Source organism: Petrotoga sp. 8T1HF07.NaAc.6.1 (assembly GCF_016772115.1).
Classification (GTDB): Bacteria; Thermotogota; Thermotogae; order Petrotogales; family Petrotogaceae; genus Petrotoga; species Petrotoga mobilis.
The window spans coordinates 21881-38092 of sequence record NZ_AUPG01000003.1 but is presented as its reverse complement, the minus strand read 5'-3'; the positions used below and the strand labels follow the sequence as shown (position 1 = coordinate 38092).

Annotated in this window: 12 protein-coding genes and 3 tRNA genes; 2 read left to right on the top strand and 13 right to left on the bottom strand. The window is 34.8% G+C overall.

All coding sequences use genetic code 11. The annotated features are described in order from the left end of the window. The first annotated feature begins 18 nt into the window (after nt 1-18). Nucleotides 19-1164 carry an NAD(P)/FAD-dependent oxidoreductase gene (locus NAAC61_RS02840; protein WP_103065176.1) on the top strand — a complete coding sequence of 382 codons (1146 nt, stop codon included), beginning with the start codon at nt 19-21 and terminating at the stop codon, nt 1162-1164. A 23-nt stretch (nt 1165-1187) separates the two neighbouring features. Next, nucleotides 1188-2819, top strand: a complete 1632-nt coding sequence (gene pruA, locus NAAC61_RS02835) for an L-glutamate gamma-semialdehyde dehydrogenase (protein ID WP_237729723.1) — start codon at nt 1188-1190, stop codon at nt 2817-2819. 52 nt (nt 2820-2871) lie between these two features. Here the strand turns inward: pruA and NAAC61_RS02830 are convergent. The 13 genes from NAAC61_RS02830 to NAAC61_RS02770 form a co-directional block, all read right to left on the bottom strand. Beyond that, nucleotides 2872-2946: transfer RNA gene (locus NAAC61_RS02830), tRNA-Gly, on the bottom strand. 10 nt (nt 2947-2956) lie between these two features. Next, nucleotides 2957-3044: transfer RNA gene (locus tag NAAC61_RS02825), tRNA-Leu, on the bottom strand. A 17-nt stretch (nt 3045-3061) separates the two neighbouring features. Further along, nucleotides 3062-3137: transfer RNA gene (locus tag NAAC61_RS02820), tRNA-Lys, on the bottom strand. A 141-nt stretch (nt 3138-3278) separates the two neighbouring features. Further along, a complete protein-coding gene (locus tag NAAC61_RS02815) occupies nt 3279-4340 on the bottom strand; it encodes an ABC transporter permease (protein ID WP_202695256.1) in 1062 nt (353 codons plus the stop codon). Beyond that, a complete protein-coding gene (locus NAAC61_RS02810) occupies nt 4330-5472 on the bottom strand; it encodes an ABC transporter permease (protein WP_202695255.1) in 1143 nt (380 codons plus the stop codon). Before NAAC61_RS02810 ends, NAAC61_RS02815 begins: the two co-directional genes overlap by 11 nt. Nucleotides 5473-5482: 10 nt before the next feature. Continuing rightward, nucleotides 5483-6409: an ABC transporter ATP-binding protein gene (locus tag NAAC61_RS02805; RefSeq protein ID WP_202695254.1), complete on the bottom strand. Its 927-nt coding sequence runs from the start codon at nt 6407-6409 to the stop codon at nt 5483-5485. A gap of 30 nt (nt 6410-6439) precedes the next feature. Continuing rightward, nucleotides 6440-7777, bottom strand: coding sequence for an MATE family efflux transporter (locus NAAC61_RS02800; protein ID WP_012208128.1), 1338 nt, complete (start codon nt 7775-7777; stop codon nt 6440-6442). Nucleotides 7778-8029: 252 nt separating this feature from the next. Further along, entirely contained in the window at nt 8030-8587 is a 558-nt protein-coding gene (locus NAAC61_RS02795) for a glycerol-3-phosphate responsive antiterminator (protein ID WP_202695253.1), read from the bottom strand. 31 nt (nt 8588-8618) lie between these two features. Continuing rightward, a complete protein-coding gene (locus tag NAAC61_RS02790) occupies nt 8619-9011 on the bottom strand; it encodes a DUF1667 domain-containing protein (protein WP_103077493.1) in 393 nt (130 codons plus the stop codon). Continuing rightward, a complete protein-coding gene (locus tag NAAC61_RS02785) occupies nt 8998-10215 on the bottom strand; it encodes an NAD(P)/FAD-dependent oxidoreductase (RefSeq protein ID WP_202695252.1) in 1218 nt (405 codons plus the stop codon). The genes NAAC61_RS02790 and NAAC61_RS02785 overlap by 14 nt, the downstream gene beginning before the upstream one ends. Further along, nucleotides 10212-11639 (bottom strand): NAD(P)/FAD-dependent oxidoreductase, encoded by a 1428-nt coding sequence (locus NAAC61_RS02780; RefSeq protein ID WP_202695251.1) that lies wholly within the window; start codon nt 11637-11639, stop codon nt 10212-10214. The genes NAAC61_RS02785 and NAAC61_RS02780 overlap by 4 nt, the downstream gene beginning before the upstream one ends. Before the next feature lie 170 nt (nt 11640-11809). Beyond that, nucleotides 11810-13306: a glycerol kinase GlpK gene (gene glpK, locus NAAC61_RS02775; protein ID WP_121514466.1), complete on the bottom strand. Its 1497-nt coding sequence runs from the start codon at nt 13304-13306 to the stop codon at nt 11810-11812. 333 nt (nt 13307-13639) lie between these two features. Further along, nucleotides 13640-15700 (bottom strand): alpha/beta hydrolase family protein, encoded by a 2061-nt coding sequence (locus NAAC61_RS02770; protein ID WP_202695250.1) that lies wholly within the window; start codon nt 15698-15700, stop codon nt 13640-13642. Nucleotides 15701-16212: the final 512 nt, after the last annotated feature.

The window sequence follows — 16212 nt, the reverse complement described above, 5'->3', positions numbered from 1 at the left end:
AATTAGCAGGTGAAAAATATGAAAAATAAAGCAAACGTTGTGATAATAGGAGGAGGAGTTGTAGGCTGTTCCATTGCCTATAACCTTGCCAAAAAAGGGGTTAAAGATGTAGTAGTACTTGAAAAATCCTACCTTTCAAGCGGAGCAACTGGTAGATGTGGTGCGGGAGTTAGGCAACAATGGGGCACCAAACAAAACTGTCTTTTGGCAAGCGAAAGTATGCATATTTTTGAACACTTTGAAGATGTCCTTCAAATAAAAAGATACATAGAATTAAAGCAAAAAGGTTATTTGTTACTAGCATACTCTGACAAAGAATTAGAGCAATTTAAAAAAAATATCGAAGTTCAACACAGTTTAAATATACCTTCTATTCTATTAACTCCTAAAGAAGCTAAAGAGATTGTTCCCGACTTAAACATAGAAAAGTTGGTAGGAGCCGCTTACTGTGCTAAAGATGGGCATGCCAACCCTTTCCAAGTGACTTTGGGTTATGCTGAAGCTGCACAAAGATTAGGTGTGGAAATAAACAAATTTACCGAAGTCAAAGATATAAAAATTAAGAATGACACAGTGCTGGGGGTACAAACAAACAAAGGTTTCATAGAATGTAAGAATGTAGTTGTAGCAGCAGGAGGTTGGACACAAAATATAGCTAAAATGGCTGGAATAGAACTCCCAGTTTACTCCGAAAGACACGAAATATTGGTAACAGAATCTGTTAAAAATATACTCGATCCAATGTTAATGTCCTTCTCTTACAATATTTATTGTCAACAAGAACCTAATGGAAGTTTCATTATGGGCTATGGACCAGATAACGAGCCCTCTACTTACAACATGGAAAGTTCATGGGAATTTCTTGAAACTATGTCAAAAAAGGCAACGTGGCTGCTGCCTCCTCTTAAAAATATTCGCATCATTAGGCAATGGGCTGGCTTATACAACATTTCACCAGATAGACAACCAATAGTATCAAAGATTAATCAGGTAGAAGGTCTCTATGTGGCTTGTGGATTCAGTGGACATGGTTTTATGCTTGCACCAGCCGTTGGGATTCTAATGGCAGATATACTTACAGGAGATAAATTAACTTACGATGTAATTTTAGATTTAGAAAGATTCAACAGGGGAGAAATCATTGAAGAACCCTCTGTGGTATAAAACTTCAAAAGGAGGAATCAACTTTGAACAACTCGATACCTATTTTCGAAATGCCTGAAAACGAGCCAATTTTAAACTATGAGCCAGGAAGTAAAGAAAAGAAAGAATTAAAGGAAAAACTTTCTGAACTCAAAAGTGAGAAAATCGAAATCCCTCTTATAATTGGTGGAAAAGAAGTAAGAACAGGTGATCTTGGAAAATGTGTTATGCCTCATGATCATAGACATGTATTGGCAGAATATCACAAAGCTAGCGAGAAAGAAGTTGCAATGGCAATAGAAAGTTCCTTAGAGGCAAAGAAAATATGGGATAAATTTTCATGGGCTGATAGACTATCCATTTTCAAAAAAGCAGCTGAACTGTTATCAACGAATTGGAGATCAACATTAAATGCAGCAACCATGCTCGGTCAAAGCAAAAATGTTTTTCAAGCAGAAATAGATTCAGCCTGCGAATTGATAGACTTTTTAAGATTCAACTCATACTATGCAACAAAGATATACATGGATCAACCAAAATCTATCAAAGGTGTATGGAATAGATTAGAGTATAGGCCTTTAGAAGGATTCGTTTTCGCAGTTACTCCATTTAATTTCGCTTCTATAGCAGGAAACCTACCCACGGCACCTGCTATCATGGGAAATACGGTTTTGTGGAAACCTGCTTCTTCAGCTGTATATTCTGCATACTTCTTTATGAAATTGCTACAAGAAGCCGGCTTACCCGATGGCGTAATAAATTTCATACCTGGTTCAGGGTCCAAAATTGGAAGTATAGTTTTTAAAGATCCTAACTTTACGGGATTACATTTCACTGGTTCAGCTCCAACATTTCAAAATATGTGGGAAACAATTGGGAAGAACATAAGAAATTACAAAACTTACCCAAGAATAGTAGGGGAAACAGGTGGAAAAGACTTTGTGATTGCACACGAAAGTAGTGAAATAGAAACACTGGCAACAGCGCTAATTAGGGGAGCCTTTGAATATCAAGGTCAAAAATGTTCGGCTGTCTCAAGAGCTTATATACCTAACAACATCTGGCCGAAGGTAAAAGAAAATTTGATCGAAAATTTGAAAGAAATTAAAATCGGCTCTCCAGAAAATTTCACCAACTTTATGAATGCTGTAATTGACAAAGAGGCTTTTGATAAGATAAAAAGTTACATAGATTTTGCAAAGGAAAGTAATGAAGCAGAAATAATCTATGGTGGAAAGTGTGATGATTCTATTGGATATTTCATTGAGCCAACTGTAATATTAACTACTAATCCAAAGTTTAAAACTATGGTAGAAGAAATATTCGGCCCTGTTTTGAGTATTTACGTTTACGATGCAAAAGAATTTGACAGTGTATTGAAATTATGTGATGAAACTTCACCCTATGGTTTGACTGGAGCGATCTTCGCTCAAGATAGAAATGCTATTAAAAAGGCAGAAGAAGTACTCGTTAACGCTGCCGGGAACTTTTACATCAACGATAAACCTACAGGTGCTGTAGTAGCTCAACAACCGTTTGGTGGTTCAAGGGCTTCAGGAACAAACGACAAAGCTGGAAGTGTTATAAACCTTTTAAGATGGGCTTCCGCCAGAGCAATTAAAGAAAATTTCTCTCCACCAAAAAATTTCAAATATCCATTCATGAACGAAGAATGAAGACAGCCTCACGGCAGGTAAAGAAAATGTCCCCACCAGGGGACTTTTTTGTTGGAGCGGATAATGGGATTCGAACCCACGACCCCTTGCTTGGCAAGCAAGTGCTCTACCGCTGAGCTATATCCGCAATATTTGGCTGGTGCGCGAGGTGGGACTTGAACCCACACGGATTATAAATCCACAGGATTCTAAGTCCTGCGCGTCTGCCAGTTCCGCCACTCGCGCTAATAACTATAAAAAAATGGTGACCCGCCTGGGATTCGAACCCAGGACCCTTTGATTAAAAGTCAAATGCTCTACCAGCTGAGCTAGCGGGTCACTTAGTAGTTACATATATCAAAATTCTTTTTTTGCAACCGTTGAATATTATAACCGCTCACAACACTTTTGTCAAGTACAAAGTTAAAACAACAAGTAAAATTGAGTTTAATATTCATAGATTTTTTAATTCTTTTACAATTATCTCTCTTCTTTCAGAAAAACTTTAGACGATACAAACAAGAGAAAAAGCCCTCCTACAAACAAAACCAAATTAATTATTAAAAATTCGTTTAAGTTAATCTGTTTGATATTTCCTGTGTACCTTATTAAATCCACCACATACTTAACCGGTAAAATATTACTTACCCATCTGACAGAAGTGGGCAAAAATTCAACAGGGAAATATACCCCTGAAAAGAAAGTCATTGCAACATAAAGGATAGAAGCAATTTCTATGGTTACCGAAGGTTCCTTGAACAACAATAAAAGCAATATGCCAAATCCCATCATTCCTATAGATGAAGTAAAAAACACTATAACAAGCAGTCCCCAGTTGAATGTCAAACTCAAATCAAATATTATTTTACCTAAAAAAACTATAATAAACATGGATATGAGATTCAAAAAAAGCTTAGTGGATGAAGCCGATAGAGTGAATTCTATCGGTTTCATTGGTGAGGCTTTAAATCTTTTAATTGTACCTAGTTTTCGATATCTTCCAAATACATTTATCATTGAAAACATTCCACCTGATAAAAGCGATAATCCTATAACCCCTGTCAAAATAAAATCCAAAGAATTTTCTTGACTTTCTCCTATGGGGGTTTCAACAAATTCCAAGTTTATATAATCTTCATTCATACCTATTAAATACTTTTTCAAAAAACTTTGCAATTTTAACTTTAAAAATATATTGCTCTGATTATTTATGTCTGTTTCTTTTTCGACAAAAGTTATTTGATTATTCTCAACCATAATTATTCCAATATCGATTTGATCACTTTCTAAAGCTTGACTTAAAGAGTTTTTGTCCTCAAAAATCAAAATTTCATAAGGAAGAGATTCTACGATTCCCTCATTAAAATTACCAGCGATTCCCAATTTATACTCAACACTTTGGTCAGTTTCTGTACCAAAAATAATCCCGAAAAGAAACAGTAATAGAACTGGGAGAAGTAGGGTAAAGAACACTTCGAAACCATTTCTAAAGGTTTCTTTATAAAATATACTCATTAACGAAACCATGCGTTTATTTTTCACGGTAAACCATCCCCTTATAACTCATCGAAAAGATTAAGATAGATGCTATCATCCAGATAACAGGAACAATTATATTAACGGGGACAAGAACATTACCAGTCATCAACTTTCTCAACCCATCTACTAAATAAGTAGCAGGGTTAAAATAAACGTACCATCTTATAAACCAAGGTGTATTAGTAACTTCAAAATAAAATCCGCTTAAAAAAATGGTCGCTTGATATATGACCTGAGAAATCGCTTCGGCGGATCCCATATTTTTATACAATGAAGAAAGAAGAAGGCCAACACTCAGTATTACCAGGATTGAAAAACCACTGTAAGCTATAAACCCTGGTTTATATATATATGAACTAACATCAAAAAGGTAAGCCTCAATGTATAAAACTATCAAAGAAATTAACAGTAAAATGAGATGTGAAAGTAAAAAACTAAAAAAATATTCGTTCCCTTTTATAGGAGTAGAGTTTAGTTTTTTAAAAACCCCTTTTTCAACGTAATATGAAAAATCAAAAGGCATATTAAATACAGCTACTGTCAAAACAGACATCAAAATAATGGCAGGAAATAGGAAATCTCTGTATCTATAAGGTTCTGATTGTTTTATCCCTATAATCTCTTCATTAACAGTTAGTTTTACTTCTTCCCCTCTTGTATACATCATTATATTGATTTCATCTATAAATACTTCAAAAATGTCTTTTGCATACATAGAAGCACTATCGTTGGTATAATAAACTTTTATATCAGGAACCTCAGTGGTTTCGATAAAAAATTTCAGATTCAGCAAATTAAAGTTTTCAGGGAACACTACAAAAGCACTTATTTCAGAATTTTTTAAATTCTGAAGCCCTTTTTCAAAAGAATCATACTCTACTACTTGAAAAGGGATATCATTGGAATCCGATGGAGAAAAGACATCATCGAAGGTGGTTTTTATTACTCCCTGCAAAGGCTCTTCGTAATATATTCCAACCTTCAAATCCAAATTTTCCGAGGTGCCAATATTTTCAAAGATACCCACGAATAAAACGAAAAATAACGTAGGAAATATTATAGTCCAAAAAGGAACAGCAAATTCTCTTGAAGAATTAACAAAAAAGGCCTTTGTGAGATTTCTGATTTTTTTCATGCTATCTCACCTAATCCCTTAAGCTTTTCCCGGTTAAATGTAAAAAGACGTCCTCTAAATTAGGTTTCCTAACAACGATATTCGATATATCAAATTTCTGTATTTTTGCATCCTCAAATATTTTTACAAGAGCACCTTCTACATCTTTTGTTTCTATGGTATAAAAATTTTCGCTTTTGGTGACTTGAAAATTTGCATCTTTGAAAAGCTCTTCTTTTACCTCATCAAAATTCCCATTAGAGTTAATTTCAAAGGTGATTATGGAATCCATTTTCAATGAATGTATAAGCTCATTAAGTGTTCCTTGGGCTATTACCCTGCCTTGATCAAAAATGTAGATCCTATCAGCCAAAAATTCAGCTTCTTCCATATAATGGGTAGTTAGTATTATGGTCTTCCCGGAATTTCTTAAGTCTTCTATTTTTTCCCATGTACTTCTTCTTGCTTGAGGATCTAACCCTGTAGTTGGCTCATCAAGAAACAACAACACAGGATCGTTAATTACCGCTGTAGCTAACGCTAATCTTTGTAATTGTCCACCTGAAAGTTTCGATACCCTACTATTCTTTTTTTCTTCAAGATTAAAATCTTTCATAATCTTATTTACATCAAGACTGTTTTTGTATAATCCCGAGAACGCCTTAAGGGTTTCCAAAACTTTTAAATTTGGGAAAAAATTAGTATCTTGTAATTGAATGCCTATTCTTTCCTTAATATTAGAATCTACGTTTTCTATCTTTTTCCCGAAATAGTAAATTTCTCCAGCATCTTTCTTTCTTAATCCTTCTATTATTTCAAGTGTTGTTGTTTTTCCAGCACCATTTGGCCCTAAAATAGCAACAATCTCTCCTTTTTTTACATCAAAAGAAACATCGTCAACCGCTTTTACGTTCTTATAATACTTCTTCAAATTCTTCACTTCAATAATACTCTCCATAATGAACATCCCCCCTATAATATCCAAAACCTAAGCCTCTTCTAAAACGTTTCTAAGCCATTTCTTACTTCTGTATCTGAAAAAAAGAATTATGGATTTTATAATCTCTTCCATCATTGTTAAAAAGTAGACGGTGGGAAAACTCAAATCTAATATCAGTCCTCCAACCGCAGCTAGAGGAACACCTATAAGCCATAACGTAGAGGCTTCAACCAAAAAAGAGAATCTTGTATCTCCTCCGGCTCTTAAAAATCCGACAACGTTCATACCGTTGAAGATCTTCACCGGAAGAAAACCCATTGAAATAACTATTGTGACTTTTACCATATTTTTAACTTCTTCTGAAACATCGAATACATCAACTACTAAAAATGTAGTTACTATCCCTATAATAGCTGCTATTACACTTATTAACTCCGCTAATTTTAAGGCTTTTTTAGAAGTTTCAAAGGCTTCTTCAAATTTAGATACTCCCAATATATTTCCAATAATTACAGATGCGGCGTTTGCTATAGAAAAAGTCACAGAAACCGCAAACCCTTCTATAGTTGACATAACTCTTTGAGCAGCTATAACATCAGTTCCCATATGGGCATAAACAACAGAATACATAGTGAACCCCAATGACCAGGCAAATTCATTTGCCAAAGTAGGTAAGGCGTAATGAAAGAAGTTTTTCACAAATTTTGAATTCAATTCTGCAACATGTTTAAAATATGCTCTCCCGGGGAGCTTTCCAACGTAAACTATAAAAACTGTTGCAATACATCCTATTGCCCTAGCAATCAAAGTCCCTATTGCAGCACCTTTTATACCTAAAACAGGGAAACCAAGCTTACCAAAGATTAGCAAATAATTTAGAACGATGTTTGTAGATAATTCTATAATAGTTATTATCAATGGCAAATGAGCCTTTCCTATGCTTCTAAGCATAAAAGAAAAAACCATCGTAATTGCAAATAAGGGGTAACTGAAAGCAATTACCTTTAAATAAGGGATTCCCGCTTTTATAACTTCAATATCTGGACTAAAAAATCTCAAAACCATTTCTGGCGCGAAATAACTCAATAAAAAGAATGGAATAGAGAAAAGAAGGGAGGACAAGATAGTTAACGCAACGGAACGGGATAAACCATCCTCATCTTTTTTCCCCCAATACTGGGCAAAGAAAATGCCTCCTCCAGAGACTAATCCAAATAATATTAAGTTGTACAAGAAGAAAAACTGGTTTGAAAGTCCAACCGAAGCGATGGCAACCTCCCCCAAAAGGCCAATCATTAAGGTATCAACAAAATTAACACTTGTAAAGATAACTTGCTGAAGGGCTATCGGGAAAGCTATTCTTATTATTCTTTTGTAGATATCCATTGGAACCCCCACAATACATTTTGTAAAACGAAGAATATATACACAAAAGAAATTCTATCATAACTGTCATGGCTTTTATTCTAAAAAATATGAAAATAATTGTTAAGAATCACTCGAAAGAAAAACTGTGAATTTACTAGAGTAAAATTGGACAATATCAAATACTAGAAAGAAATAAGTCTACTCAAAAAGAGTTTTCTCAGAGCAGACTTAGTATACAACTTCTTTATTATATACTTTTAAATAATCTTTTCACCACAAATCTTTAGCACTTGTAGAAATAGCATGGATACCATTCTTAAAGAGTTCCAGAACTTCCTCTTCTTTACTGATTAATCCTCCAGCTATCAAACATACTTTTGTTCCTATATTTTCTAAAAAATATGGTGCTGCTATCGCTGGTAATATTTCAAAGGCATCAGGTTGAGAAGTTTTTTCCAGAAAATTTACAACAGATTTTAAAGAATTAGAATCTATCAAAAACACCCTTTGAACTGCCATTAAATTTTCTTGCATTGCTGTTTTTATAGCGTTATTTTTTGTGGATATTATTCCATCACATAACTGTTTACGAGCTAAATATTCAATACCTTTTTTATCAGAAGCGATGCCTTCTAGTAAATCGATATTGATAAATAACTTTTTATTAAATTGTTTTACAATAGGCATAACATCTTCTAAAATCAATATGGATCCCGTAAGCAAAAAAATGATAGGGGATTCAGTTTTTAAGGCATCATCTAAGTCATTTAAATCTCTAATAGCAGGAATTATAGTGTTTTTCTTGATTAAATTACATAAACCTTTCATATTATCTCCTTTTAAGACACTTTTTTGTTTCTTATTTTTTCCTATTGACACTTCTCGTAGCTATTATATCACTACCTGTGTCTAATATATTTTGTATTACAACGTCCCCTCTTTTAACGGGTGCTTTTACCTTTGTTTCTTTTAATATTTTCATTATATCTTGCATAAGTCTCAATGGGACAGGTTTATCAGACCGAACCGAAGCCATCGAAATTTCTCCATCTTCTACTTTAACGCTTGTTACAACCACTCTTAAGGGATCAGTGATTTCTTGTTTTACAAATTCTAAACCTCTTTTACATCTGTTCCCCTTAACTTCTACAATTTCTATTTCATCTGCATCTGCATAAACAACGTTTATTTTACATCCCAAAGGGCAATTTGTACACACTATTTTCTTCTTTTTGTATTCAACCGAGTTCACGTGCACTCACCTCTATTTCTTTCAAATTCTTATCCTTAAATGGTTTTATGGAAATTTCAATCATTTCAGAAGGTCTAGCTTCTTCTTCTATCATCTTAATTCCAAGAGGTTCTACTGTAACTTCCGCTCTTTTGAAAGTTTTTGAAACTCTAAGGTACAACTTTGTCCTTTCGTTGGGATCTATATACATTGGATGCAATATATTTATATTTTTACCTTTTTTAACTTTTACCTTTTGCTCTGGAAAGTATTGATTTTGTGAATAAAGAGCAGCATATTTACCGGCTTTTTCCCCTTCTCTTGAAACATAATCCACTAAGTCAAATACAACTGTACAGTTCCCAGCTGCAAAGATCCAATCTTCAGAAGTTTGATTAGTATTAGATGTGATAAATCCAGGACCAGTTTCAACAAATTTTACAGGGTCTGTTAAAGGTATAAGGCCAACGGATGTTATGAGGGCATCCACGTTAAATACCTTTTCCGTGTTTGGAATAACTTGCCTATTTTCATCAACTTGAGATACGTAAACTTTACTCAATCTCTTATTTCCCTCTACCCTTGTGACGGTATGAGAAAGATACAATGGAATATTATAATCTCTGAGACATTGTTGAACGTTCCTTTCCAACCCACCTGGGTATGGCAAAATTTCTACAACACCTTTAACTTCTATTCCCTCTAAATGAAGCCTGCGAGCCATTATCAATCCAATATCTCCAGAACCAACTATCAAGGCGCTATTAGCTGGCTTAAGATTTTGAAGGTTGATGTATTTTTGAGCTACTCCTGCAGTAAAAATACCAGCAACCCTGTCTCCAGGAACCGCAAGTGAATTAAAATGTCTTTCTCTTGCCCCTGTTGCCATAACTAAAGCCTTTGTTTTTATCTCGTGTATCCCTTTATGATTAACAAAAGTCAATTGTTTATCTTTATTCACATCCAACACAAAAGCGCTGTTTAATACTTTTACATTCGTATTCTCTAATTCTTCTTGAAGAGTTTCTTTGAATTCTGGACCGGTTAAATCCTTTCTATAGTAATGTATCCCAAAACCATTGTGAATACATTGATTCAAAACTCCACCGTTTTCTTCTTCCCTCTCAATAAGAATCACGTTTGCACCATTTTTATCTGCAGCCTTAGCAGCGGCCATACCTCCTCCGCCACCACCTAATACAACAACATCCGCTTCGTATTTCATATTATCCTCACCTCTGAATTTATTATCCAAGAACCTTTTTCATTTTGGAGTACTTCTTCTGGTTTTAGCCCTGCCTCTTCGGAGATTATTTTTAATATCTTTGGTGTGCAAAAACTTCCTTGACATTCTCCAAAAGAAGCTCTTGTGGCAAATTTAACATCATCTAAAGTTCTTGCCCCATTTCTTACAGCCTCTTTAACCTCTTTTTTTGTTACTTTGTTACAATAACAGATCATTTCTCCTGCATCGGGATCTTCTTGAATTACTTTTTCCCAATAACTGTAATCTTCTTCAACCAAATGTGGAACTTTTTCAATGTGAGAGAAGTAATTTTCCCTTTTTTGTAAATTTATATGCAACTTTTCTTGAATAAGATATTCAACAACGTACTTTGCAATAGCAGGTGCAGCGGTTAATCCGGGGGATCTTATACCAGAAACATGTATAACATTCCCTCCACCTACATCGATATGAAAATCTTTTTCCTTTGTTTCAGGTCTTAGACCGGCAAATGTTTTCACCACATTCCTTGAAAAATCTAAAGTTGGGACCAATCTCAAAGTTTTCTCTTTAACTTCTAAAAGTCCTTCTTGAGTCGTGGAAAGTTCTTGTTTCGATTTCACACCATGAGCAGTAGGCCCAGCTAAATAACCCCCATCCACAGTCGGAACCACCAAACAACCTTTCGTCAACTTAGAGGGAGTTGGAAAAATGACAGCATTTGCATACTTTATGTCCTTTCCTAAAAGATAATACTCACCTTTTACAGGGAAAATATAAGGTACCTCATCTCCAAAAAGTTTTGCTACTTCATCTGCATATAATCCTGCAACATTAATAACTAAATCTGCTATATAACTGCTCCCATCTTCAAAGAACAATTCAAACTTGTTATCTTTCTTTTTTACTTCAACAAGTTTCTTATTTTTTAAAACTTTTCCTCCATTGATCTCTACCGATTTTGTAGCTTGCATAGCTACTTCCCATGGCTCAGTCACACCTGCTATAGGGCAATAAAAGGATTTTAAAGCACTCTTATTTAAATTTGGCTCCATTTCTAATAGTTCTACCTTATCTAAAATCTCATATTCTTTGACCCCGTTTTGAATTGCTCTTTCTTCCAACTCATCGATCGCTTTTAACTCATCTTCGTTCAATGCAACAACATGTGATCCAACTCTTTTCACTTCTACAGAAAGTTCCTGGGATATCTCATCGTACAATTTATTACCCTTATAACACAGTTCTGACCTTAAACTTCCAGGAGTATCGTCATACCCCCCGTGAATTATTCCAGAATTTCCTTTTGTGACACCTGTTCCTATTCCGTTTCTTGCCTCAAATATGAAGACATCTTCTATATATTTGTTAATTTCTCTTGCGATTAAACTTCCTACTATTCCAGAACCTATAACCGCTATCAACTTTTACCAACCTCCTGATATTATAAAAAAAACCATACCCTTTACGAAATAATTTCGCTTTAGGATATGGTTTTCTCTTATTCTCCACCATTTTATTATTAACTTTTATTTCACCACACATTCTAACATACTTAAATTAAGTGAAAGTTAACAGACTTACAATTATTTGATTATTTTTCTTCAATCCAATTTTTTGCCCTTTCAACGGCTCTTTTCCAACCAGCGTACAATCTTTCCCTTTCATCCTCATCCATTTGAGGAGTAAAAAGGGCATCCCGTTTCCATTTTCTTAATAATTCCTCCTGACCATTCCAATATCCTACTGCCAAACCCGCCAAATATGCTGCACCTAACGCTGTCGTCTCATTAACTACGGGCCTTTCAACCTCTACACCAAGAATATCAGATTGAAATTGCAAAAGGAAATTATTTAATGCAGCACCACCATCTACTCGGAGAGTTTTAAGTTTTATACCCGAATCGGCCTCCATAGCTTCAAGAACATCTCTTGTTTGATATGCTATAGATTCCAAAGTAGCTCTAATAATGTGTGCTTTTGAAGATCCTCTTGTTAAGCCAACGATTGTACCCCTTGCATACATATCCCAATAAGGCGCTCCAAGCCCTGCAAATGCCGGCACAAAATAAACACCACCATTATCTTTGACTTTAGTTGCATAATATTCAGTATCTGCAGCACTATCAACTATCTTTAACTCATCTCTAAGCCATTGAACAGCAGCACCTGTAACGAAAATAGATCCTTCCAAGGCATAGTTAACCTTCCCATCAATTCCGTAAGCTATTGTAGTTAATAAACCATGTTTAGATTCAATAGGATCTTCCCCAGTGTTCATTAACATGAAACAACCGGTGCCATATGTGTTTTTTACCATACCTTTTTCATAGCAAACCTGACCAAACGTAGCAGCTTGCTGATCTCCTGCTATTCCAGCAATGGGTACTTCTGCACCGAATACATCTACATCGGTATTACCATATATTTGACTCGAAGGTTTTACCTCTGGTAAAAGAGAAAAAGGTATATTTAACTCTTTAAGAAGATCTTCATCCCATTTAAGATCGAAAATATTGTATATCATTGTTCTGGATGCATTGGTATAATCAGTAACGTGAACTTTTCCATTAGTTAGCTTCCAGATTAACCACGTATCTATAGTTCCAAATCTAAGTTTTCCAGCTTCTGCTTTTTCTCTGGCTCCTTCAATATTATCCAAAATCCATTTAATTTTAGTTCCAGAAAAGTAAGCATCTACCATAAGACCTGTCTTATGCTTAATAGCTTCTTCTAAACCTTTTTCTTTCAAATTATCACAAATTTTTGAAGTCCTTCTATCTTGCCAAACGATTGCATTGTGAACAGGTTTCCCCGTTTCTGCATCCCAAATAACGGTTGTCTCCCTTTGATTAGTTATACCAATCGCACTGATCTGACTACGTTTAATATTCCCTCGAGCCATAGCATCTGCTATAACTCCCATTGTAGTTGCCCAAATTTCATTGGGATCATGCTCTACCCATCCGGGTTTAGGATAATACTGCATAAATTCTTGCTGTGCTAAACTAACAACATTCCCATCGTGATCAAAAATTATAGCCCGAGAACTTGTAGTCCCTTGATCGATTGATAAAATATACTTTTCCATTACAGTCCTCCTAAAAACTTTTTTATACTCATTTTAGAAATTCTAAAACACGCATTTTAACTAACTTTTAAAATTTTCAATTTTTGTACATTTACTTCCTCACAGTATAATTTATTCGATATCACATCATTATTGTCTCATAAGAGGTCATACAATTGTCGTTATTCAGAAACTCTTTTCAGCTGTAATTCTTTCATGCGTTTTTTTCCAATAATAGTCTAACCACAGAAAGGCGTACTAAAGAAGTTTATCAAACCAACAGGCATATATATAATACATGCCTGTTGGTTTGGTATATACTCCATAATATTAAAGACTCAATTCCCTCAATATTCAAATTAAACCACTATATAAGGTAGTGTTGGCAACCGTAATCATTGTAACTAGGAATGTATTTAAAAATACTCCCGTATATATATTACCAGTTCTTTTAAAAAGAACTTTAGAATAAATAGTGGCAACAAGCAGAGTTGGAATAAGGGCAAACAGTAAGATGCTGCTGAGTGACTGGGAAGGGAAGAGTGCTGTTCCAGTAATAAAAAGTTTCCCGTACTGTAATATCAGATACAGAACCAGACCTCCAACATTCAATACAGAGGCAGCCACGTAACCCTTCCATCCCTTCATATGTCCAGTATTAGCATTAACCGTAATCCCGGTCACATAAAAATACAGGAAAAAGAAAGGAGCATATTTCAAAGCAGCAACCAAATGACTGCTTCCAAAAGTCTTTACAGCCCATGTCCAGATTCTAAAGTCAACTTTGAATACTGTATCAATGATAAACAGAATTAGATATGCAATTAGCACCGCAACCAGGGCTGCTACTAAACTAGCTAAAATAGATTTCCAGTTAACAACAAAACCATACTGCTTGAGAGAAATACTCTGTGAATTTTTATTTAAATAATGGGTGAACAGGCCAATTATTGCTACTACAGATGTTACTACCATGGCCCAATAGAGAATTTGATTTGTAGTTGGTTCATTAAAATAACTGTTCAATTTAAGGACATTTGAAGAATTAATCAAAATCAATAATAAAATAATAGATACGGCAGATAACAGTGCTGGTCCTGTGATGATTGCCTTAAACCCTTCTTTATCTTTCTTTACAAACCCCATAATTACCTTAACTACAGAAAGGGCAATTACAAGCACTGAGAACACCTTAAGAACTGTCATACCCGTTCCGGCTTTATCCATCAGAGTGGGAAAGAATAATGCCGGGAATAAAGCGGAGATACTAAATATAATCCAATAGATGATCTTATCCTTTTTGGTCCCAGGACCTTTAATTTCTGGATTTATCTCTGTTTTTAATTTTGAGAAGAAAGGTAGATCTGATATAAGTAAGACTAACGGGACAAGAAGCAGGAAGAATCCAATCATGGCCACAAATGAAAATAGTTCTTTTAAAAACCATATTTGATTACCAGATGGCAGATTTGCTGAATTCTGATTAGTTGATGTATACTCCTCAAAAGCAACATTATAAAAATCTATCGCATGACCGGTTGTGGTAATTGAAAAATGATTTCTAGGATGAATCTCGCGAGGTGTATAGATAATTCTTTTTCCCCCATTTTCCAGATTATACCAGGTTTCACTCTGTGGCTCAGCAGGATTTCCTAAGAATTTTCGCCCTTCTTCAGTATTAGTATAATCTTTATAGACTACCGACTCTCCTGATGCAAAAGCTTCCTGATCAAAGAAGAATTCATCATAATGAGCTGCAACTTTACCAACTATTCTGGGACCATAAGCCTGGAAAGCTACATCACCAGTTACACCTAAATAACTCGACCAACTATAATCCGAACCCATGGTTAAACCAGCATGTATTTTTCTTATCCCAGTAGTTGCATAATCCTGTTCATCCTGCACCATAGCCATTGTGGATGAAAATCCACCCATAGAATGACCACCAACAGCAATAATCCCATTCCCTGCCTCATCTTTTAATACATAATCTTGTTCATACATATACTGTACTGCATCATAGATACTAGTGGGCCAAAAAGAGAAGAAGGCGCTAGAGCTAGAAAATTCTGTATTGTTTATTGAATGACCGTGGTCATACATATCCAGAGCCAGGACAACATATCCCCTTCTGGAAAGCTCTATTGCCACTGCATCCTGCATTTCACTAGAATTTAAATACCCATGTGTAGTAATAATTGTCGGTCTTGGATCCTGACTATTAGCACCATTTGGAATATAAAGCAGACCAGATAATTCACCCTTCTCAGTATCAAAACTTATTCTGCTTAACTTAGTAGAATAAAATGAAGTATTAAATAAATGGGCAAGAACACTTCCAAGCAAAATTAAAATTATGGACAGCATAATTAATTTTTGATACTTCTTTTTCTTAACAGAAACATCTTTCATCTTGTTATCCTCCTTATGAGAAATCTTTTTTAAATTTTCCTATCTTCACCGTTGTTTCTTCTGTTTCTGCCCATGCCAAGAACTATGCTTTGAACCTTTTAGAAAAGGTTGTTAAGTATTTGGAGACTTGTTCAGTATTTTGACTCTTTTTCTTCTTGCTTTAACTTACTCTACCTTTCGTTAATTATTGCTTTTACCTATTTCTGAAGTTGGTATTAGAATTTACCTAGCTACGTTTTTCTGGCGCCAGAGGATACAAATGCTAGGCTTTCAGCTGCTAACTTTGTTAAAACATGATACTTTCTACTTCTATGAAACTTTTCTTTACGCGCAAAGAAAATAATTTCATTATTCCTTATTTTAATTCTACTCTTACCTTACTACAAAACAAAAAACCTCAATAAATACTGTTTTCTATCCTCGAGTGGTTCCCCACTTTTAGATATACTAATATTTACTAAGGTTTTCTCTTCTTCTCCACCCTATTGCTTTTATTAACTTTGAGTCTTAAG

What these genes read in the sequence shown, in the direction of transcription:
- NAAC61_RS02770 (WP_202695250.1), bottom strand. Translation starts at nt 15,700, where the DNA reads ATGAAAGATGTTTCTGTTAAGAAAAAGAAGTATCAAAAATTAATTATG.
- NAAC61_RS02805 (WP_202695254.1), bottom strand. Translation starts at nt 6,409, where the DNA reads ATGGAGAGTATTATTGAAGTGAAGAATTTGAAGAAGTATTATAAGAAC.
- glpK (WP_121514466.1), bottom strand. Translation starts at nt 13,306, where the DNA reads ATGGAAAAGTATATTTTATCAATCGATCAAGGGACTACAAGTTCTCGG.
- NAAC61_RS02810 (WP_202695255.1), bottom strand. Translation starts at nt 5,472, where the DNA reads ATGAAAAAAATCAGAAATCTCACAAAGGCCTTTTTTGTTAATTCTTCA.
- NAAC61_RS02840 (WP_103065176.1), top strand. Translation starts at nt 19, where the DNA reads ATGAAAAATAAAGCAAACGTTGTGATAATAGGAGGAGGAGTTGTAGGC.
- NAAC61_RS02795 (WP_202695253.1), bottom strand. Translation starts at nt 8,587, where the DNA reads ATGAAAGGTTTATGTAATTTAATCAAGAAAAACACTATAATTCCTGCT.
- NAAC61_RS02800 (WP_012208128.1), bottom strand. Translation starts at nt 7,777, where the DNA reads ATGGATATCTACAAAAGAATAATAAGAATAGCTTTCCCGATAGCCCTT.
- NAAC61_RS02785 (WP_202695252.1), bottom strand. Translation starts at nt 10,215, where the DNA reads ATGAAATACGAAGCGGATGTTGTTGTATTAGGTGGTGGCGGAGGAGGT.